Below are 19,532 nucleotides of genomic sequence, written 5' to 3' on the forward strand. Positions count from 1 at the left end.
CAAATTACTGGCTACGTCCAGGCAACACATCCGCAAGTACCAATTATCTGTCGTTTCTTGAGGACACGCTCTCAAAACTTGAGGGCAAACGTGTCGGGCTGGTCCGCATGGATAGCGGTTTCTTTGCAAAGGAAATACTTGACTATCTGGAAATGAAAGGGTTACACTATATCATTGCCTGCCGTTTCAATAATCGCATAAAGTACAGTCTTACCCATGAACGCAAATGGATAGAGTTGACAGACGGATTGGAAATATCCGAAACCATCTATCAGGCAAACGGTTGGGAGAAGCCTAGACGCATTGTGATGGTCAGGCAAGAAATAGAGAAGCGCCCTAAAGCTGCAGGAAAGCAAATCAAGCAACTGGAGCTTTTTGAGGATGAGCAGGATTTCGGAAAATACCGATACAGCTGCTTTGTAACAGACCTTGACCTGCCGGCCAAGATTGTATATGACTCATATCGCGGAAGAGCGGATTCTGAGAATAGGATAAAAGAATTGAAGAATGATTTCTCCATCGATGACTTTGTCACAAATAACTTCTGGGCAACAGAGGCATGTGGGAATTTCATTGTTATGGCATATAACTTTATGTCGTTGTTCAGACATGCGCTGATCAATTCCAACAAGAAGAAATTTCTGAAGACTATCCGATACGAGTTGATATCGACGCCAGCCTATCTGGGAAAAACAAAAGACAAGCACATCCTATATTTGGCTAGATCACTAAAAACACGACAATCATTCTTATCTATATGGGAAAAATTAAAGGATTTCTCTTTGCCGTACGACACAGAGAAATCCTAATGACCGATTTGGGTTTATGCAGGTAGCATCGAGTAATTCTGACCTCTACCGTAGGCAGGTTACCAACGCGGGAAAAATCGTTGAAGGAGTTGACGCAGAGGGATTCTTCGTGATAGAAGAAAACTACCGCGACGAAGACTGTCTGTGTATGGTTCTCAACCGTCACGATGACCCGTCCCTGTATCGGGGTTCATTGCAATCACTCATCTTCTAGAAGCGAAAAGATGCAAACTCTTGTCTATAAAAAGCTTTTGGCATTGTCATTGCAGACACAGATATGAGACAAAAAGTTTTGCAGCTCAGTAACAAACGGTAAGGAAGCACAAGCCTGGACCATCTAAGTCTCTATAAAGAACAAGAAACTCCATTGGACGTTGGACTTGACATTCTCAAAGACCTAGAGTCTCTTGTTGACAGTAATATAGAATAATATAAACAAGAACGATATGAATATAATAGAAATCAAAAAGAAAGACGAATTGTTCCCAGACGCTCTCAGAGCGATAGGCGAAGACTGCCCAAACACGATATGGGCTTTGGGCAATGTAGATTTGCTCGCTGAGACAGATATGGTTGCCATCATCGGCGCCCGCAAGGCAAGTGGAGAGGGCAACAAGGCTGCGTATACATTAGCTAAAAAACAGGCAAGCGAAGGTAAAATCATCGTAAGCGGGTTGGCTTTTGGATGTGATGCAGCTGCACACAATGGGTGCTTGTCGGCAGGAGGCAAGACCATTGCTATAGTTGCCACGGGGCTTGACAGAGTTCACCCGCAAGAACACGCAGCCTTGCAGGCAGAAATACTTAGCAAAGGTGGCTTGATCCTGTCGGAACAGCCATTAGGAGTAAAAGCTAATCCCAAAAGGCTGGTAGCACGAAACCGCCTGCAAGCGGCATTGTCTCATACTATAATAGTGGCAGAATGCCCGGAGCACAGCTGAACGATGCACACGGTAAGATTCGGCATGCAGTATGGAAAAAAGATTTTGGCTGCCAAGTTCCAACGAGAGAACGAGCAGAATACTGGCAACAGCTATATCGTAGACGAAGGTATAGGCGAATACATCTCATGGAAAGACAAATAAGCCTCTGACAAGCAAGGACCTTGCATGGGTATGCAAGGTCCTTTGATTTCCACTCATTCCGATGCCCTCCTGGGTGAGAAGAAATACACGATTAACCCATGTCTCTACATTCGCCATCCTCATACACCCATAGGGAATCGCACACATCGCGTGGCGTATAATAACCGTCAAGCATACCATCATAGCCAAACATACCATACGGTCTTTGAGCATATACATTCAACCCATAAATGCGCATGCCGTTTTGCTTTTCGTTTTCGATCAACTTCTTCGTACCATCATCGATTAGGCCCCATCCAAAATCGGACACACACAACACATCGGCAGTGTCATATTCAGGCAGTGTCGGTTTGATTTCCGTGAAGATGCCCTGAAACATCCTGTTCTCATTATTGCCCCCCCCCATGTCAGGCACAGACAGAAATTTCGACAGCTCTCCGATGCTTGAGGGCTTGTTGCCCAGATTCTTATATGAATACGTATCCGAATACTTGACTATCACCACCTTTTGGTTTCTGCGCCAGGCAATAATGGCGACTGCCGCAGTAAGAGCCTTGGCGACCATAATGGGCAAGCCTATCATCGAGCCCCTTGTCATAAAGTCACCGTCCATTTCCTGCAGAGGGCACTGAAAAACTACCGTTATTTCCATTTTATCGGCGTGGTCAGGCGTCATTATCGGGCGTTTACGAGGCGTTCTGGCTACGATGTGTGGTGAGAGTAAAAAGCAAAAATCGTCCCCGAGAAGGGCTTGGAACGCTTCCAAACGGCTTTCTCGGGGACGTTTTGGCTGATATGTAGGTTTCCCTACGTTTTTCTTACATTATTCTGATAATTCGCTTCAGATTTGCGGCAAAAATGGCCATTGCGCCCTGCAGTTCCATACTGGCGAGTCCGTACGACATGGCTCTGTCGTACCCGAAGACATTCTTTAGCTCTGCGTTTTTGGCTTCTATCATGTACCGCTTACGTTGCAGGTAAACAAACTCGCTGGTCTTCTCGTATTCCATCTGCTTCTTATGCGTATTTGCCAACACCCTGACGCTATAGGTCTTCTTCTTGGCTCCCGGTTTGTAGCACCCTTCCCTTAGCGGACAGACCTTGCACCTCTCCACATCGAAACTGAAGACGATAACGGGGTTATGGTATTTTCCTGGGACATTGGTCTTCTGCTGCGGTTTTGACCTGGAAACGGCCATGTGTCCGGCCGGACAGACGAACATTCCGGCATCCTTGTTATAGTCGAAGGTAGCGCCCTTCCTTGTACCGTTGCTGATGACTGGGTTGAGTGGTGAACAGAGTTTTATATCCTTGTTTTCATTTTCGTTTTTATCATTTATCATATCCAGATTTGCCTTTGACGAGTAGGCTGTGTCGCCGAGGATGGTGTCTATCTCAACTCCGTTTTCCTCGGTCTTCTCGACGAGCCGTTCCAGCATCTTTCCGTCATCAGCCTCGCCGGAGGTGACATCTGCCGCCACGATGATACGCTCTTCGCTCATGACCAGATGGGTCTTGTAGCCGAAGAAGCTGCGCGACTTGGTCTTGTGCCCGATACGGGCGTCGGGATCCTTGGATGTTACGTACCGGATTTTGGCGTCGGCGATGATCTCCTTGAGCAGGTTCAGACGCTCCGACACGGCCGGCATGGCGACCAGCGGAGGGGCAGCCTCGACGGCGGCCACATAGTCGACCGCCGTGGACAGTACCACCGGGAACTTCTTCTTTTCGGACAATCTGTGCAAGTCAGGCAATTCAGGCAGCTTGAAACTTTCATTGATGGAGTGTACAATCCGTGTGGTCTGTTCCATCTGGTATGTCAGATAGTCGGTGGCGTTGACGGAATTTGACCTTGACAGCGAATGGGTGGCATCTACGAAGAAGCGCTTCGACTGTATGATGCCCTTCTCCAGCGCGACGCATACGGTCTTCTTGATCAGCATGTCCATTATCTTCGTATCCTTCAGCCGCTGCCTGCGGAACTTCGACAGCAGGCTCGGGTCTATCAGGTTCGTCTCCTCGGGGCATAGGCCGAGGAAATACTTGAATGAAAGGTCGGTCAACGTGCGCTTTACCACATCCACATCCGAGATACTGTAGATGGTCTTCAGGAGGAGATACTTGAACATGCGTATCGGGTCCTCTGCCATACGGCCGTTGTAGGAACAATACTTGTCCTTGAGCTCGTCATAGACGAAACTGAAATCCACGAGTTCAGTAATTGAACGCAGAAGATGGTCCTGCGGGACTAACAGGTCATACAACTCCGAATAATTGCTGAATTTTATTTGCTTTTGCTGCTGTAACATATGCCTTTATTTTATGTAAAGATACGAAAAAATATTGACATATGCAACTATTTACCCATCTATTATCCAGCTATTTGCAGGGGATGGGGGACTTTTTCAGTGCCCTCCCTGCAGGAAGTAAACGGCATCCATGATGTCTTTTTTGACGAATCGATTTGAATGTGTCAATCCAATCCTTATGCTCTATAACCAGAAAGTCAAATATATCCTGATGGTGTTCAGGCATAACCTTGTTATGGGTCTGAAGATAACCCAACCGCTGGAGCTTGAGCACCGTCTCGTCATACACTTTGCGTGTTGTATGGAACCTCCTCAAATACTGAGGTACCGCAGAGCCATAGTCTTCATCAAAGTAAGCGATATAGCACAATTGTCTTACGTCGTCAGGCGTATGATAGGGAAACTACGTGTAACTTATTTCTTTCTTAGTCATTATTTCTTAACAAACAAATCTCTATTGCTTTCAAACAAATTAAAAAACGCATGCATATTTGGCAGTTCATACCTTTGTCTTATTGATAAAGGCCTGCTGTCAAGGTCATAAATTCTCGCCTCCTTTAACGACAAGAAGAACGGAGAGTGTGTTGCTATGACAAACTCGGTCCTCAATTGGGATGCGAACAGTTCAATCATATCAGCAAGCTGCCTTTGACACACTGGAGAAAGAGACACTTTAGGCTCATCTAGGGAAATTAGGTTGTCGAGCATTATCATTATTTGCATACGCCGGAGTGCTACCTCGCCATTGGATTCGAACATGTCTGAGATGCTATCTGCAAAGAACGCAGCACGTGCATCGGCGCAACGGGAAAGGAAATACCTTTCTGACGACGACATATCGTCTGGTTTTTCTACCATTCCTGTTTCCGTTGACTTGTTCTTCACACCTATTTTGTCAGCAATAATGTTAAGCAAGGTGGATTTGTCACATCCGATTCCTCCATAGAGAATCGTTATGGTGGCGAATTCAATCTGCCTTAGCCCCAGGGACGCGACAACCTTATAGGGATAGACAGCACGACCATCTGTATTCAGTGTGAAGGAATCCAGATAAATCATGCTGCCAAATTGCTCTGCTGGCCCTATAGTTTCCGCTGTCTTGCCCTTAGTTACAAGTTGCTTCTTGCCAGACTCTTCACCTGTAAACTCATTAACAACGCACCTCTGGCCATCTGTAAATTCAAGATGTCTATTTTGCTTCTACATTCTTGGCCATTTTGATGATCTCTTCAGGTATTTCTACAGTGTAGTCTACGTAGTCCAAATCCAGTTCGGCATTCATGTGATTATAGAAGAAGTCTCTGGCCTCCTTGTCGCTGAGGCTGTGTACATAATCATCAAGCCAGTCTTCGAAAGCCTTATCTTCAGCGTTCTCAAAAAGTTCGTCATCAAAGATGTCGTCATCATCAACGAAGTCGGACTCATCATATTCGAAATGGAATCCACAATTGGCTTTACAATAGCACTTGAGGTCATAACTATCATAGCGGTAATAACCATTATAATAACCATGCCACAGCCAATGGGTCGCCTCGGTATCGTAAGCAAGTTGTCTGTATGCATCGTCGAGCTTTTCATATAGCTCTGGATACATTGCATTAATCCCAAGTTTTCTGACATTGATAGAGTGTTTCTCTCGGATGAGATTAACGAGTATCTCGACATCCTCGTCTGTGAGTTCTACTGTGCTTTCGCCATCAATTACAACTGCTCCAGAATGGGACATGCCCAAATCCAGTTCATTTTCAATTCTGTAAAATGCCATAATTCTGTTTTTATAAGTTAATATTCTTCATAGTGCCATATACACGCTGCTGCGGTTAAGCGTCATAACTTTATTTCTCATTGTGACATGACTAACTATTGTCACAGCTGTTGTACATTTAGTGTTTCAACATGACGGTTATTAATTCGCTGCAAAGGTATGTATTTATGCTGATTTCTGAAAATTGGTTATACGTATAAAGATTTAGTTTTCGACAAAAAAAGTTAATCTTGTAGTTTTTTTTCAACCACTACTGTTTTTATACGTATAAGGGATATGGCAAAGCCATCGAAAACATAGAACTTTGCAACCAAATAACCGATAAACGATTAGGCAGGGATGATAAATATCACTATATATAGCACCAAGATAGCCATGAACTCCTATGCAAAAGATATTAAGACGGTCATATTCTGAAACTACAGGAGCCCTACTATAACACACCAATATTATATATACGCAAGGCTTCGGACTCGGAGGTGATGACAAAGCAAGCATCGTGATTGCATTAAGCATACTTGATATTGTACCGATATGCGAGGTTGTCTTCTTCGCCGAAGAAGAAATCGGGTGTAGAGGAAGCAGGAATGGTGAATTGGCATGGTTTGGAGATGTAGGCTATATTATGGCTTTCGAATCTCCCGGGGGCAACTGTGCGTCTTAGTCATGCAATGATGTGCCATTGTTCGACAAGTCTTTCTACGAAACATATCTTGAGGAACTTGGCCCGCTTTTCGGTCTGACAAATTACAAGGCCCATCCATATACCGACGTGCTCATCCTTCGCATAAACACATGCCTCACATGCATGAACTTTGGAGCAGGATACTACAAGCATCATACACCAGAGGAGTATATTGTGGCAGAAGAGATGGAGAATGCAGTAGTAATGGGGGTGCATCTCATAAACCGACTTGGTTATAATGAGCGCTTGCTATTCTACTGTCCAATAAGAGATTCTGTCAAAGACAAGGAGGACTATGAATGGTTAGTAAACAGATTTAGACAATACAATGAAAGCTATTGATAACATGAAATTGACAAATGACAAACAGGCCGATATGGAAATTAATGATAAAACGAAAAACAAGCATCTTGTTACGCTGGCCAAAATAAAGGCTTTGGTGCTTGTCAAAACGGCAGAAGAGAAACTTTGGTATAAGTTTGAGAGTTATATAAAGCATGATTTTGAGGATTATTCGTTAAGAAAAAATCTTTTTAGTCATCAAGTATAAGATATTCGAACGAATTATGATGAAAATAGAGGTACCCTTGGAGAATTTGGATGAACGCCTCAGAAACGCCTTTGATGCATTTGCCACAAGCATAAAATACGAACAGATGATAATACCACTATTAAAAGATAAAGAGTATAAGATATACCTGAATAAAAGGCATATTAGCCCACGTACATCATATCTCAAGGTAGGAATCAAGAAGAAGCATAGAGCAATTGGATACATGTGGGAACACGGGGAAATGGTTTCTGCCTTGTTGACTCTGGTTACTGTAGAGACGGTCGCTATGATGGCCACTATCTACAGCCTATCGCCACTGCGCCATGCCAGTATTCCTACATGCTCAGATGGAAAGGCTTGTAACATCCTCTATCAAACTGCTTCCACATTGACAGCAGTTTTTAATTATCATTTTTTTCACGGCATGATGTATAATATATAATTTTATACGTATGACAGATTTTAATAGCACAGATAAAACGTCGAACTTTGCATCGGAAATTTATTAAACATACTAGATTATGAAAAACGGACATTATGATGACTTTGACATCGAACTTGATGATTTTATTGACGATTTCGGAAAAGTGGATACACCATCTCCAATAACGAAACAGAAGAAAGGAAAGAAAATACAACCAATACACTCTGACAAATGGACTATTGTAGAAGCCTTCAACACCATCAACGAGCATTTGCCCAAAAGCAAGTTGTCCAAAGAGCTGTTCATTCTTTGTGCAGAAGCCTATAGCTTCCTCGCAAAGGAATTAGGCTTCAATGCCATCCAATGCACTTTTATTGCAATGCTCGTGGAATTTGGCAAGCCCATGTCCTTTAGAATGTTTGGCAAGACCCTTGGCCTTTCCCGTCTTTCGATGATGGTGCATACCAATGACCTCGAGGATCTCTTCAAGAAACGCTGGCTACTGCACAAAGGTGCCTGTGAACAGGATGGCATGTATGAAGGTTATGGATTGGCATATGGTGTGGTTACGGCTATAAGAGAGAATCGCACCTTTGTTCCCGAAGATTTGAAATTCAATGACACCCAGGAGTTCGTCGAAGTGCTCGCAGCCAAACTTACAAATACGTGTGATAACAACAGACTGGAAAGCAGCGATACCAATGAGTGGATAAAGGACTTCGTCATCGCCAACAAGGAACTACCGGTTTGCAAAACAGCCTTAACGCTCAGTGACTCGACCAGCATATCAATTCTAATGCTTATCATAGCCGACTATTGTCTCAATAACGAAACAGAAAATGAAGGAATTGACTTGCACATGGCCCAAATGGGATTGCAGATTGGTGGAAGGGACTTCTACCGACATATCATTGACATGAGAAGCGGCAGACACGAACTATTCGTGAAAGGACTTATTGAGCATAAATGTGATGACGGGATAGCCGACACGGAAACTTATGTTGCTACAGCTCATCTCAAGAGAGAAATTCTTGCCGATTTCACTCCTACAAAGGCTACAGGCGTGGAACAACCAAGAATGAACGGTCTCAAGTCGTATAAGGATATAACGCCCAAATCCCTTTATTATAATAAAGAGGAGGAAAAGCAAGTGTTGAGGCTCAGCGATATCCTCTCCAAAGACCAACTACCCTTGGTCCAGAAGCGCCTCGATGAGCAGGGAATGCGAACAGGCATCTGCGTTCTTATGTATGGTGAGCCTGGTACTGGCAAGACCGCTACTGCTTATGAATTGGCAAGACAGACCAACCGAGACATCATCCAGGTGCAGGTTACTGACTTCATGGACAAATACGTTGGTGAATCGGAGAGCAAACTCAAGGCTATCTTCAGGAACTACCGTAATTGTTGTAAGAACAGCGAGTCAAAACCAATCTTGTTGCTCAATGAGGGAGACGCAATTCTATCCAAGCGTACATCAAATATAGAGAGAAGTGTCGACAAGATGTCTAATGCGCTTCAGAACATACTCTTGGAAGAGATGGAGAACCTCGATGGGATAATGATTGTTACCACCAACATGATAGTGAATCTGGATAGCGCGTTCGAGCGTCGCTTCATTTACAAGATACAATTCAATAAACCTGGAAAAGATGTGAAAGCAAGGATATGGAAGTCTATGGCAGAAGAACTGACTGAAGATGAGTGCGTCGAGCTTGCAGATATGTTTGACATATCCGGCGGCGAGATTGAAAACATTACCAGAAAGGCGACTATGGAATATGTCCTTACAGGCGAGAAGCCAAATGTCGAAATGCTTAAGAACTTTGCAAAAGAGGAGAAGCTCAAGACGAGTACCAGACCTGCAATTGGATTTAACAAATAAATAATGATATGGCTACATATCACAAACATATGATAAACAATGCCCTCGTAAAAAGTATTTATGAGGGCGGGGAGTATGCTGACCATCTTGACCTGTTCCTCAAGATGATGATGGTAAATGATTTGGAGAAGACGGGGGCGTATTTGCCCACTTCCCTTATTCCGGCAGATATCCATAGAAATCTTATCGGAAACGCAGTTATCGGCAAGAATGAATTCAAGATGGAGGAAGTGTCGGGCGTCATAACCCGGCATTCTAGACTGATTGTTATGTTGTCACCCACATGTCATTTGTATATTGAAACAAGGAACGGGGGATTGCAGGCAAAGGTCAATGACAAATACACGGCAACAATATCCTTAAAATATTGTAGCGCAGAAGAGGTCGCCAAGTGGATTATCAGACAGAAAAAGAATCTGGATTCATACATGAATGGATGGCAGGACGCCCTCATGGCGGCATCCAAGAAAATCAAAGGAAACCACATGGCATTGCTCGCCATCAAAGCTATATTCACGGATGCAATGAGAGAGTATACAAATGTCCATTACGACTTCATTGAACAAAAGAGGCGCTTGCGTATACTCGTCAAGTTGCCAGGAAACAAGCTGGGAGTTGTTATTGATGCCTGGTGGGGCTCATACAAAGAGCGTCTGCCAAAGCAGCTTGAAGACATCAAACGTCTGATAGATTTTCATAACACTCTCGGTAGAATGGACTTCTTTGTAAGCAAGCGATAATTAACAAAACGATATTAGCAGATTATTTAATCAAAACAAGAACATTATATGGCAACAATAATCAATACAAATGAACTGAAGGAGACTTTGAACATTACTCCCGCGTCACACAACATCATGCTTGTGGGCAAGCATGGCATAGGCAAGTCAGAGATTCTGACAGAGTTTTTCACCAAGAAAAAGATGAAGGTGGTAACCCTCTTCCTCGGACAGATGTCTGACCCCGGAGACATCATCGGTCTGCCAACTAAGATTGAGACCAAGGACACGCAAGGCAACCTGATTTCGCAAACCGACTTTTCCCTGCCCTATTGGTTTCCGATTGACAACAAGCCCATCGTACTCTTCCTTGACGAGCTCAACCGTGCACGTCCGGAGATACTCCAGACCGTGATGGACCTGACGCTGAACCGCAAGCTCGCCGGAAAAGTGCTTCCCGAAGGAAGCCGCATCATAGCAGCAGTAAATGATGGCGATGAATATCAGCTGACCGACCTCGACCCAGCACTCGTATCGCGCTTTAACATCTACGAGTTCAAGCCTACTGCTGAAGAATGGCTCAACTGGGCTGTTGCCAACAAGCTGGATGAGCGTGTTATCAACTTTATTCAGACCAACCCGATATGGCTTGACGGAGATGATGACGGCAATGGCAAACGACAGTATCAGGGACTGGAAAAAAGCGCAGACAGGCGTGCATGGAAAAAGGTGTCAGACATCATGTTGAAGATTGACATGATTAAGGATGTACACAAGCGAGTCATCAGTGGTGTAATTGGTGCTGGTGCCGCAGCTGCGTTTATACGCTGCACATTGCAGAGCAACATCATTACTGGCAAGGACCTTCTGTTGAAGTATGACAAGACCATGAAGGCAGTCGAGAACTACCAGCTCCATGAGTTTGCCATCCTCAACGAGTCTGTTTTCCGCTTCCTTGAGAATGCCAAAATGGATGAACGCGCTAAGGGCGTGGCTGCCAAAAATCTGCGAAACTATGTAGACTGGCTCCGCGTTAACAAAAAGAAAGAGGCGCTTGCCAACTTTACGAGCATATTCGAGAAAGGCACATACAACGAGGCCATTGTATTCATGGTAGTCAATGCCAACGAAGTATATGATATGCTTAATGAGTTTGTAGAGAAACTTTAAAAGAAAGATATGGAATGAAAGATAGAATATCAGAAATAACACAACGCTGGTTTCTTAGTGAAGAGGCGCTCTTCATGACATTCTGCACGCACAGAGTGATAGAAAACAGCGTTATGAAATGCCCTATGCGTGTGGGCAAAGGCGCTATAGAGGTCAACCCTGACCTCTGCGCCAATATGACTGACAAAGAACTGGAAGAGCGGCTGAGGGTGGAAGTTATACGCATCCTGCTCAAGCACCCATATGACCGCCAGCCCGAATGTTGCTCAATCATTGCCCGCGCATTGGGCAGTAACTGCATCATCGGTGATGCCTATCCGCAATTGCGAATAGAGATAGGACATCCGGTTGATTTCGGGTTGCCCCCAAACGGGCATTACGAATTCTATGCACGCATGATTCAAAAAATCCTGCAAAGCGTCGTCAATGACAATGCCGAGAATGAGGATATGGATGATGACAAGCAGATAGAAATGGCTGACATGGCAGAGAACTGGAAGCAAGATGAACTGATGGCAGCCCATATCAACGAAACTATTCGTGACATCAAATCATGGGGGTCAATGCCTGGCAAACTTGTCGAACAGATTGTGGCATCGACAAAGGCACGTATAGACTACCGCAAAGTACTTGCCGGCTTCAGAGCATCCATTATCTCACAAGCACGCAAGCTCACCAGAATGCGCCCTAATCGCCGTTCCGGATTTGAGCAGATGGGCAGTCGTTATGACTTTACAACCCGCATGATTGTTGGAGTCGACGTCAGTGGAAGCATAAGTCAAGAGGATCTCCAGAACTTCTATTCCACCATCAACAGGTTCTTCCAATACGGCATCAGCCAGATAGACGTGGTGCAATTTGACACGTCACTAGGCAAGGTAGAGACCCTGACTGAAGCAGCTGAGAATATCACTATAACGGGCAGAGGTGGAACAGACTTCCAACCCTTCATCGACTTTGTCGCCGCCAATCCTCAATACGATGGTGCACTGATATACACAGACGGCTACGCCAATCATCCAGTCATACCGAGCACGCTGACTACTCCTTTGTGTTGGGTGCTCCGTTCAGAAAGTGAATTCAAAGAGCATGAGAGATGGATGGGTAACAGTGGAAGAGTCTGTGTAATAGAGAACATTTAGACCGATGAAAATCAAAATGAAAGACCATGAGAACCTGAGCGAATACATGTGGCTCAAGCACACAACTTCGGGAATGAGAGTTGACATATTCGTAGATGACGGCATGTCATACCAAAGGCATGAGCATGAATTGCTGTTATTGGTCAGAAATGGCTATGCCCGTGACATCGATGAATTCATCCCGTTTTCCATCTCCAAAGAGCCATGTATGCTGGACAAGGATATAGAGTTGGAAATCACCGATGATGACGTCAAGAGTGTGTTGGCTTTTATACAAACCAACATTGACGCCCTTCAAAAAATTGCCAATCAAGATATCACACAAGAAGCATTTGTTGCGGCAATAAGGAGAACGGAACCCCGCGAAGCAACCTATGAATGTCATCCAATATAGGTACAAACTAAACAACCAACAACAAAAAAGCAAAGCATATGAAAAAAACTAGAGTTGACGACGTGAGACATGAATTTAGCACTACGAATTGTATTTGTTGAGTCATGAAACAAATAAATACAAACATGAAATCTGCCAGAACGAGGTTGCTGAACGAAAATACGCCATGGCGCTCGATGAAGGTTAGACAGAACCAATCGTAAGCATACGCATAACGCCGTCGCAGTCGTAGAGAAAAATCGGTAAGAATGATGGCATTCATACCCAATTTAGAAAGGCAATTTTTGGAAAATCAACAAAAAGCTGCCACAAATATAAGATTTTTGCACCAAAGTCATCTCTATGTCAAAAAAAACACTAAATTTGCAAGTAAATTAACAACCTTCAAAAACAATAATACAATAATGAGAATCATCTTCCATCCTTCATTTGACCGTGGCTATTATAAAAGCCACGAACCTAACTCCCAAGATATCCTAGGGACTCAAATAGTCGGCATTCAAGGAATGCTTGAGCATCTGTCTCTGTATAATGGTCTGAGTGGCCAGTTCGCCTCCGACGGTGAGCGTGCTGCTGCCTATCTCGCACATGTTGCAAAGTGGGCAAAGGGTACGATAATCGAAACCGCGTTCACCAACGACAACCTGGGTGTGGCCAAGCGCTTGCTCGAATGGCGCGACGCGCTGATTATGGCGGGATGGGAGGCGGCTCCCGATGTGGACGACGACAAGCCCAAGCTGCAACTGCTTGCCAACATCGAATCTACATGGAAAGGAGATATGAAAGGCGATGCCGACCGTTGGCACGACCTGCTTATCCTATCACAGAAACAGCGAATAATAGAAGATAATGACACCATCGATTGTCGCTGTGCTAAGGAGCAGTTGCCCTTTGTAGTGCAGCAAGTGCTGGAAGCCTGCAATGCCGTATTCGCCGAATACCCTGACAACGTGCAGATTCCCGACAACCTGAAAATTAAGATCAAACATTACAAGGACCTCACTGATGTTTATCGCCAGGTGGCTGCAAATATGGAAGACTACAAAGATTGTGTCATTATCAATCGTGACAATGTGTCTCTCAATCATTCACTCTTCGCTTGGGGAGAGCCCTTGCTGAATGCAAACATCGAAGAGGCAAATCCCCTGACGCTGCAACTGTTCAAACTTGCAATGTCGTTGTTCTCGCGTCCGCTGAATATCAACGACGTCCTCTCCTACCTGCAATTGCCGGTGGGACCAGTGCCCCGCAAACTACGTTCGGCACTTGCCTATATCCTGGCAACAAACGGAGGATTTGGTGAAATCGACTGGAATGACATATCTGACGAGAATGAGGCTGCAGCACTTAAGCGCAACAATGTATGCACACTATGGGACAAAACGATATACGACTATATTGAGACCGATGATAACGCTACATCGCTTGACAAGAAAGAGAGAAAAGCCAAAGCCGAACTCCTGAAATATATAACGGACAAATCGATTGAAGAAGGAAAGGATATCCCCGTCGAAATACTCAAAGACTATATCGGTGACATTAGCGGATGGGCCAACAGGTATGCCAACAGCGGCATTTGCGAAGACGACGCTCTCAAGTCACAATTGGGCAATGTAGTAGTGTTCTTCAAACAGCTCGCATGCATACTGGGTGGAGCCGAGAAAATATCCTATGCAGACCTGGACAAGCATGTGCGCACCATCTACCAGCCCACAGCTATGACTCAGGCCCATGCACAAGTGGGAGCTTTGGAGGTTGTCTCCAGTTATGAACAACTGGTAGACACACCGAAGAAGCTCGTCTGGCTGGACTGCTCCGAAGCAGACCAAAGAGCCGACCAATATGAATTTCTGAGTGCTGCAGAACGCCAATGGCTGGATAGTCAAGACCGGGTGTCAATTCCCACTCTCAAGAATATACTTGAGTTCAACCGCAAGGAAATGGTATGTGCCATCTCTAAGGTGAAAGAGTCTGTGATTCTCGTCACCTCGGAGTATCACCACAACCAGAAGTTGGCAGAGCATCCACTTGTTGCAGAGCTGAAGATGCTACGGGGAGACAATCTTGAACTCTCGGAAGGCGAGATTAATCTCCCGATGTCGGAAGAAAAGGAAATAAGCATTCCGTCTCCCAAGGAGCAGTATGATCTGGGAAAGATTAATCCCGCTCAAAGAAGCGAAAGTAACACCAGTATCGATACACTGATAAACTATCCCTTCGACTATACTGTCGATTATATTGCCCATCTTGGCAAGTCTTCGAAGAACGATACGGTAAGCCCGCAAAAAGCCAAAGGTTTAGTGGCCCATCATGTCGTACAAAGTTTGGTGAGTCGGGTATCTGGCAAAGATGGCATCCGTCGCATAGCCGAAATGAAAGATATACTCAAGAACGATTACGAGGCCATACTCCAGAATTCAATCAATGTGACGGGACTTATCCTGCTACTGAAAGAGAACCAAATGGAATACAACAGCTTCAAGGACCAGCTGAAACGCAGCATAGACTCTCTTATTCTGATTATGGAGCATCACAATCTGTTTCCTGTAGGCTGTGAGTTGAAATACGAGAACCCCTTAGGAGAAACCATCGGTGATTTCAACGCCCGCATAGACCTAGTGCTTAATGACGCCGAAGGCCGAGCGGTCATCTTTGACTTGAAATGGTCATACTCTGACTATTACGGAAACAAGATAAAGGACGGCAAAGCCCTTCAGCTTGATTTGTATCGCAAGGAGCTAGAAGAATCAGGTAAGATGGTTAGTGCGGTGGGATATTACCTCATGCCCAAATGCCAACTTGATACCCCTGACTTTGAGACCTATAAAGACAAGCACATCGATAAGATTATCATCAACCACATCGACCCGCCCCAAGGCATCGACATCTTCACGCAGATAGAGAACTCTGTAAAGCAACGCAGAGATGAGATTGAGAATGGCTCGATTGAAGAAGGCGAGGGCATGGATATCCTGCAACTCCCGTACTCGCAAGCATATATAAAGCATGGAGGAATGCTGCTGGTGGGTCAAGCACAAAAAAAACGCGCAACCAAGGTTAACCCCTCCCCAGCTATTGATGCAATCATAAAGGATTCGCCTAAAATCTTTACTGCTAAACCAGAAATGCTTTTCACAAAGACCTACGAGTTTTCTAAAAACGACACTCCGCTCAATGAGACGGAGACAACTTATCCACTAATGAAAGGACGATTAAAATGAAAAATATCACTTTTATCAATGCAGGCGCCGGCAGTGGCAAGACCTATCGCCTCACTACCGACCTCGCCCATTTGCTCACGCAAGAAGGGCTGGAACCGTCACAGGTAATACTCACTACCTACACCGAGATAGCTGCTGCCGAATTCCGCGAGAAGGCGCGCAAGGAGATCCTCAATGCTAAAGACAAGAATGGCAATCTCATCGATGCCACTGTTCGTATCAATAAGGCTACCCAACTCGACAATGCGTACATCGGCACGGTGCATGCCATCAGCTTCCGCTTCATCCGAAAGTATTGGTATCTTCTGAGCTACGGCGCAGACATACAAGCCATATCAGACCAGAACCAGGATTTCTATATGAGCCAATCCATCAGTTCTATAGTGACTGATGCCGACCGCAAGGTTTTCCGCGAGTTCCGCGACACCTTCGATATTAAGAATGGCAGCAAACCCGACCATCTCTTCTGGTTGCCAGAACTTAAGAGCATCGTTGACAAGATGAAGTATTACGACATTAATGATGTGCAGAAGAGTATTGAGGAATCCAAGAAGATGGCCAAGGCTATCTTCACGGGTATGACATTGGATAAGGCATTGAAAACTATCAGCACATTCCTAAACGAACTCTGTCGCTATCTAACCAAGCTCAATAATAAGGAGAAAATAGCCGAAGCACAGACAGCGTTGAAGAAAATGGAGGATAATGGGAGCATTGTACTGCGCAACCTGGCTGACCTACGCGTAGGTACTGGCTCGTTGCTTGATGAATATGGCGATGGGAGAAGAAAAGAAGAAAAGGCTCTGAAGAAAGAATTTTATGATCGCGCAGAATACAAAAATGCAAAGACCGCTTATGACGAGACTGCTGTGTCCCAGGACTATCTCCCTCAAATCGAGAAATACCTTGACACCATCTTCAATCTTGCTCTTCGCTGGCAAAATGAAATTGACAAGTACAAACAAGAGAACCATATAGTCTCCTTTGATGACATGGAGAAAATATTTCTTGCCATGCTCACTGATAAAAAGTACAAGGAGGTCCAAGATGATATTGCTGCCAACTTCCGTCTGCTTATGGTCGATGAGTTCCAGGACTCCAACCCTATCCAGCTCAAGATTTTCAATAGAATATCTGAGCTCATTGCCGAAAACGACGGTCACTCTATCTGGGTCGGCGACCCCAAGCAAGCCATCTATGGATTCCGTGGTTCCGATTCACGCTTCATTGCTGAAATTCTTTCCATGTTTGAATTCTCGAAAGATGGCAAACCTATTAAAGAGCAAGGCGATAAGAATCTCGGTACAGACCAGTTGTTGCAATCATGGCGCTCACGCCCTGCACTCGTAGAATTCGCGAACAAGATATTCCTCGAACCTTTCAAGAAAAATGGTCTTAAGGAAAAGCAGATAGCTCTCGAGCCACATTATAAGGATACCGACACCCTCGACAATACCCAGGCTCTCTATATCTGGCGTACAGCAACGCACAAAAGCGCTCCTCGTGCCCAGTTGTTGGCGAAAAAAATCCAAAAAATGCTTGAGAGCAAGCTGAAGGTTCACCACAAAGAGTGTGACAAGGACACAAGTGAAATAACATATCGTGACATTGCCGTACTCTGTTACTCCAACAGTGAATGTCATACCGTGGCTTCGCAGCTTCGCAAACTTGGTCTGCCTGCGTCATGCGAAGAGACCAACCTCATGCAGTGCCTTGAGGTTTATCTCGTCAAGACACTTCTGCTCTTCATGCAGAAGCCAACAGACAAGATGCTACGTGCCGAACTAGTAATGATGCTAAACGACACTACAACAGAGGACATTCTCAAGAAACGTATCAAGTATGTCAATGAAAACGCTAAAGAGGAAAATGGCTGGGACCTCTGGCTCGATCCTGACAACACGGAAATCATCAAAAAACTCACAGACCTAACCCGCAGATATCAGAGGCTATCGGTCTATGATACCGTCGTGGCCATCTGCGAAGAGATGGATATCGCCAATATTGTCGAGAAATGGGGCGACAGCACACAACGCCGTCACAATCTCTCTACCATTGTCAATATGGCAAAGACCTATGATGACATGTGTCTACAAATGGGTATCGGTTCAAGTATCAGTGGATTTGTCAACTACCTTGCCATTACCAAACCCGACAATCAGCCCGACAATTTTGCCAACACAATCAAAGTGCTGACATACCATCGTTCCAAAGGACTTGAGTGGCCTGTGGTAATTCTATATCAGCTATGGAAAGAATTCGGAGATGAAGGCAATCTGGCAAAATCGCAATTCTGTGGAGTGAAAGTCTGCAAGCGTGGGAACGGTGCTACCGATATATTCAATCGCCACCATTATATTTCCCTCTTTCCATCGGGCATAGGCGGTGCAGGCAGCAGCACACTTCCTGAACTGATGCAGAAAAATATCGTGAATCAAGAGTTGTTTATAGACATCAAAAAGCAGACGCAGGAAGAAGCCTTGCGACTTCTCTATGTCGGCGTGACAAGAGCAAAAGATTATCTTGTTTCGCTTACTTCCCAAAAAGATACCAAAGATCGTGGAGATGTACAATCTGCATGGCCTATGTACCTTGGTATTGGTAATGGTGGGTCAGATGCACCTTTGGGCAATGACAACAAAGAGACAATAGAAGAGTTGGAAGGGGCTGAAGGCGATGGTGGTAATGCTACTGCATATTACAAACAAACAACAAATACGCCTGGAATCAACAGCGCACAAGTTCTTAACCTATCCCCGAGCACCATAGCTTCTTTTGGCAATGCTTTCACTGGTAATGTTCAAGCTGCTGAGGCCGGCCAGCGCATCATAGATTGGGATATGTTTAGGGGCGAACAGAGCGATTCCGTCAAAGGTTCTTGTATCCACAACATCTATGCCGCATACAGACCTGGGGATGATGATGGTAATATCCTACGTACGACGCAGACTCTCATCAACTATGGATTCGGCAATGTATCTGACGAGCAAAAGGAGAAGATACTTGCCTCTATAAAGTGGCTACACAATTATCTGACTCAAACCTATGGTCCGGCAACACGTATTGAAAAAGAATGCCCACTGCTATACCCTCTTCCCTCTGGGCAAATGCTCCGAGGAGAGATAGACCTACAGTGGTATTACACTTCGGACAATCAGGAGAAATGTGTTCTTATTGATTATAAGACCTTCCCTGGTCGTCGCGACCAGTTGGAGAGTCATACGGAGCAATACTATCCTCAGTTATCTGCTTACCACGCCGCTCTGACTGCTGCAGGCATCGATGTAGTTGACACCCTTATCTACTATCCCGTACAAGCACACGTGCGGAAACTTATAAGATAAGATGCTCATCACAAGATTGTTGGCATT

The 19,532-nt window shown here is 44.9% G+C and carries 18 protein-coding genes; 14 read left to right on the forward strand and 4 right to left on the reverse strand.

Annotated elements, in window-relative coordinates; all coding sequences use genetic code 11:
* The 4 genes from CIK87_RS05090 to CIK87_RS14320 form a co-directional block, all read left to right on the forward strand.
* The coding region (locus CIK87_RS05090; RefSeq protein ID WP_144008114.1) for a transposase at nt 1-809 on the forward strand (809 nt) is incomplete at its 5' end.
* A gap of 16 nt (nt 810-825) precedes the next feature.
* Entirely contained in the window at nt 826-1,023 is a 198-nt protein-coding gene (locus tag CIK87_RS13940) for a hypothetical protein (protein ID WP_144008115.1), read from the forward strand.
* A gap of 232 nt (nt 1,024-1,255) precedes the next feature.
* Nucleotides 1,256-1,750, forward strand: a complete 495-nt coding sequence (locus tag CIK87_RS05095) for a DNA-processing protein DprA (protein ID WP_094386056.1) — start codon at nt 1,256-1,258, stop codon at nt 1,748-1,750.
* 3 nt (nt 1,751-1,753) lie between these two features.
* Nucleotides 1,754-1,894 (forward strand): hypothetical protein, encoded by a 141-nt coding sequence (locus tag CIK87_RS14320; protein WP_158216205.1) that lies wholly within the window; start codon nt 1,754-1,756, stop codon nt 1,892-1,894.
* 91 nt (nt 1,895-1,985) lie between these two features.
* On the opposite strand, the gene CIK87_RS05100 is transcribed toward CIK87_RS14320, so the two are convergent.
* The 4 genes from CIK87_RS05100 to CIK87_RS05115 form a co-directional block, all read right to left on the reverse strand.
* Nucleotides 1,986-2,546, reverse strand: coding sequence for a hypothetical protein (locus tag CIK87_RS05100; protein WP_144008116.1), 561 nt, complete (start codon nt 2,544-2,546; stop codon nt 1,986-1,988).
* 166 nt (nt 2,547-2,712) lie between these two features.
* Nucleotides 2,713-4,203 carry an IS1182 family transposase gene (locus CIK87_RS05105; protein ID WP_094386060.1) on the reverse strand — a complete coding sequence of 497 codons (1,491 nt, stop codon included), beginning with the start codon at nt 4,201-4,203 and terminating at the stop codon, nt 2,713-2,715.
* 432 nt (nt 4,204-4,635) lie between these two features.
* The gene (locus CIK87_RS05110; protein ID WP_094386062.1) at nt 4,636-5,262 is read right to left on the reverse strand and encodes a hypothetical protein; all 627 of its coding nucleotides are present in this window, start codon (nt 5,260-5,262) and stop codon (nt 4,636-4,638) included.
* Between the two features lie 130 nt (nt 5,263-5,392).
* A complete protein-coding gene (locus CIK87_RS05115) occupies nt 5,393-5,968 on the reverse strand; it encodes a hypothetical protein (protein ID WP_094386064.1) in 576 nt (191 codons plus the stop codon).
* 676 nt (nt 5,969-6,644) lie between these two features.
* Here CIK87_RS05115 and CIK87_RS05120 point away from each other — a divergent pair.
* The 10 genes from CIK87_RS05120 to CIK87_RS05165 all read left to right on the forward strand — a co-directional run bounded on the left by CIK87_RS05120 (nt 6,645) and on the right by CIK87_RS05165 (nt 19,505).
* The gene (locus CIK87_RS05120) at nt 6,645-6,995 is read left to right on the forward strand and encodes a hypothetical protein (protein ID WP_144008117.1); all 351 of its coding nucleotides are present in this window, start codon (nt 6,645-6,647) and stop codon (nt 6,993-6,995) included.
* Nucleotides 6,982-7,203: a hypothetical protein gene (locus tag CIK87_RS05125; RefSeq protein WP_094386068.1), complete on the forward strand. Its 222-nt coding sequence runs from the start codon at nt 6,982-6,984 to the stop codon at nt 7,201-7,203. Before CIK87_RS05120 ends, CIK87_RS05125 begins: the two co-directional genes overlap by 14 nt.
* A 16-nt stretch (nt 7,204-7,219) precedes the next feature.
* Nucleotides 7,220-7,648 (forward strand): hypothetical protein, encoded by a 429-nt coding sequence (locus tag CIK87_RS05130; RefSeq protein WP_094386070.1) that lies wholly within the window; start codon nt 7,220-7,222, stop codon nt 7,646-7,648.
* A gap of 79 nt (nt 7,649-7,727) precedes the next feature.
* The gene (locus tag CIK87_RS05135) at nt 7,728-9,515 is read left to right on the forward strand and encodes an ATP-binding protein (RefSeq protein WP_094386072.1); all 1,788 of its coding nucleotides are present in this window, start codon (nt 7,728-7,730) and stop codon (nt 9,513-9,515) included.
* A 29-nt stretch (nt 9,516-9,544) separates the two neighbouring features.
* Entirely contained in the window at nt 9,545-10,255 is a 711-nt protein-coding gene (locus tag CIK87_RS05140; RefSeq protein WP_094386074.1) for a hypothetical protein, read from the forward strand.
* 48 nt (nt 10,256-10,303) lie between these two features.
* Complete coding sequence (locus CIK87_RS05145; RefSeq protein WP_094386076.1) at nt 10,304-11,404, forward strand: AAA family ATPase; 1,101 nt, start codon at nt 10,304-10,306, stop codon at nt 11,402-11,404.
* 14 nt (nt 11,405-11,418) lie between these two features.
* Nucleotides 11,419-12,546: a VWA-like domain-containing protein gene (locus tag CIK87_RS05150; protein ID WP_094386078.1), complete on the forward strand. Its 1,128-nt coding sequence runs from the start codon at nt 11,419-11,421 to the stop codon at nt 12,544-12,546.
* Between the two features lie 4 nt (nt 12,547-12,550).
* Nucleotides 12,551-12,940: a hypothetical protein gene (locus tag CIK87_RS05155; protein ID WP_094386080.1), complete on the forward strand. Its 390-nt coding sequence runs from the start codon at nt 12,551-12,553 to the stop codon at nt 12,938-12,940.
* Between the two features lie 404 nt (nt 12,941-13,344).
* Nucleotides 13,345-16,161, forward strand: a complete 2,817-nt coding sequence (locus tag CIK87_RS05160) for a PD-(D/E)XK nuclease family protein (RefSeq protein WP_144008119.1) — start codon at nt 13,345-13,347, stop codon at nt 16,159-16,161.
* Complete coding sequence (locus CIK87_RS05165; RefSeq protein WP_094386084.1) at nt 16,158-19,505, forward strand: exodeoxyribonuclease V subunit beta; 3,348 nt, start codon at nt 16,158-16,160, stop codon at nt 19,503-19,505. Before CIK87_RS05160 ends, CIK87_RS05165 begins: the two co-directional genes overlap by 4 nt.
* Nucleotides 19,506-19,532: the final 27 nt, after the last annotated feature.

The organism is Prevotella sp. P5-64 (genome assembly GCF_002251285.1).
Taxonomy (GTDB): domain Bacteria; phylum Bacteroidota; class Bacteroidia; order Bacteroidales; family Bacteroidaceae; genus Prevotella.

What these genes read in the sequence shown, in the direction of transcription:
- CIK87_RS05160 (WP_144008119.1), top strand. Translation starts at nt 13,345, where the DNA reads ATGAGAATCATCTTCCATCCTTCATTTGACCGTGGCTATTATAAAAGC.
- CIK87_RS05110 (WP_094386062.1), bottom strand. Translation starts at nt 5,262, where the DNA reads ATGATTTATCTGGATTCCTTCACACTGAATACAGATGGTCGTGCTGTC.
- CIK87_RS05095 (WP_094386056.1), top strand. Translation starts at nt 1,256, where the DNA reads ATGAATATAATAGAAATCAAAAAGAAAGACGAATTGTTCCCAGACGCT.
- CIK87_RS05105 (WP_094386060.1), bottom strand. Translation starts at nt 4,203, where the DNA reads ATGTTACAGCAGCAAAAGCAAATAAAATTCAGCAATTATTCGGAGTTG.
- CIK87_RS05145 (WP_094386076.1), top strand. Translation starts at nt 10,304, where the DNA reads ATGGCAACAATAATCAATACAAATGAACTGAAGGAGACTTTGAACATT.
- CIK87_RS05165 (WP_094386084.1), top strand. Translation starts at nt 16,158, where the DNA reads ATGAAAAATATCACTTTTATCAATGCAGGCGCCGGCAGTGGCAAGACC.
- CIK87_RS05115 (WP_094386064.1), bottom strand. Translation starts at nt 5,968, where the DNA reads ATGGCATTTTACAGAATTGAAAATGAACTGGATTTGGGCATGTCCCAT.
- CIK87_RS05125 (WP_094386068.1), top strand. Translation starts at nt 6,982, where the DNA reads ATGAAAGCTATTGATAACATGAAATTGACAAATGACAAACAGGCCGAT.
- CIK87_RS05130 (WP_094386070.1), top strand. Translation starts at nt 7,220, where the DNA reads ATGATGAAAATAGAGGTACCCTTGGAGAATTTGGATGAACGCCTCAGA.
- CIK87_RS13940 (WP_144008115.1), top strand. Translation starts at nt 826, where the DNA reads ATGCAGGTAGCATCGAGTAATTCTGACCTCTACCGTAGGCAGGTTACC.
- CIK87_RS05135 (WP_094386072.1), top strand. Translation starts at nt 7,728, where the DNA reads ATGAAAAACGGACATTATGATGACTTTGACATCGAACTTGATGATTTT.
- CIK87_RS05150 (WP_094386078.1), top strand. Translation starts at nt 11,419, where the DNA reads ATGAAAGATAGAATATCAGAAATAACACAACGCTGGTTTCTTAGTGAA.
- CIK87_RS05140 (WP_094386074.1), top strand. Translation starts at nt 9,545, where the DNA reads ATGATAAACAATGCCCTCGTAAAAAGTATTTATGAGGGCGGGGAGTAT.
- CIK87_RS05100 (WP_144008116.1), bottom strand. Translation starts at nt 2,546, where the DNA reads ATGGAAATAACGGTAGTTTTTCAGTGCCCTCTGCAGGAAATGGACGGT.
- CIK87_RS14320 (WP_158216205.1), top strand. Translation starts at nt 1,754, where the DNA reads ATGCACACGGTAAGATTCGGCATGCAGTATGGAAAAAAGATTTTGGCT.
- CIK87_RS05155 (WP_094386080.1), top strand. Translation starts at nt 12,551, where the DNA reads ATGAAAATCAAAATGAAAGACCATGAGAACCTGAGCGAATACATGTGG.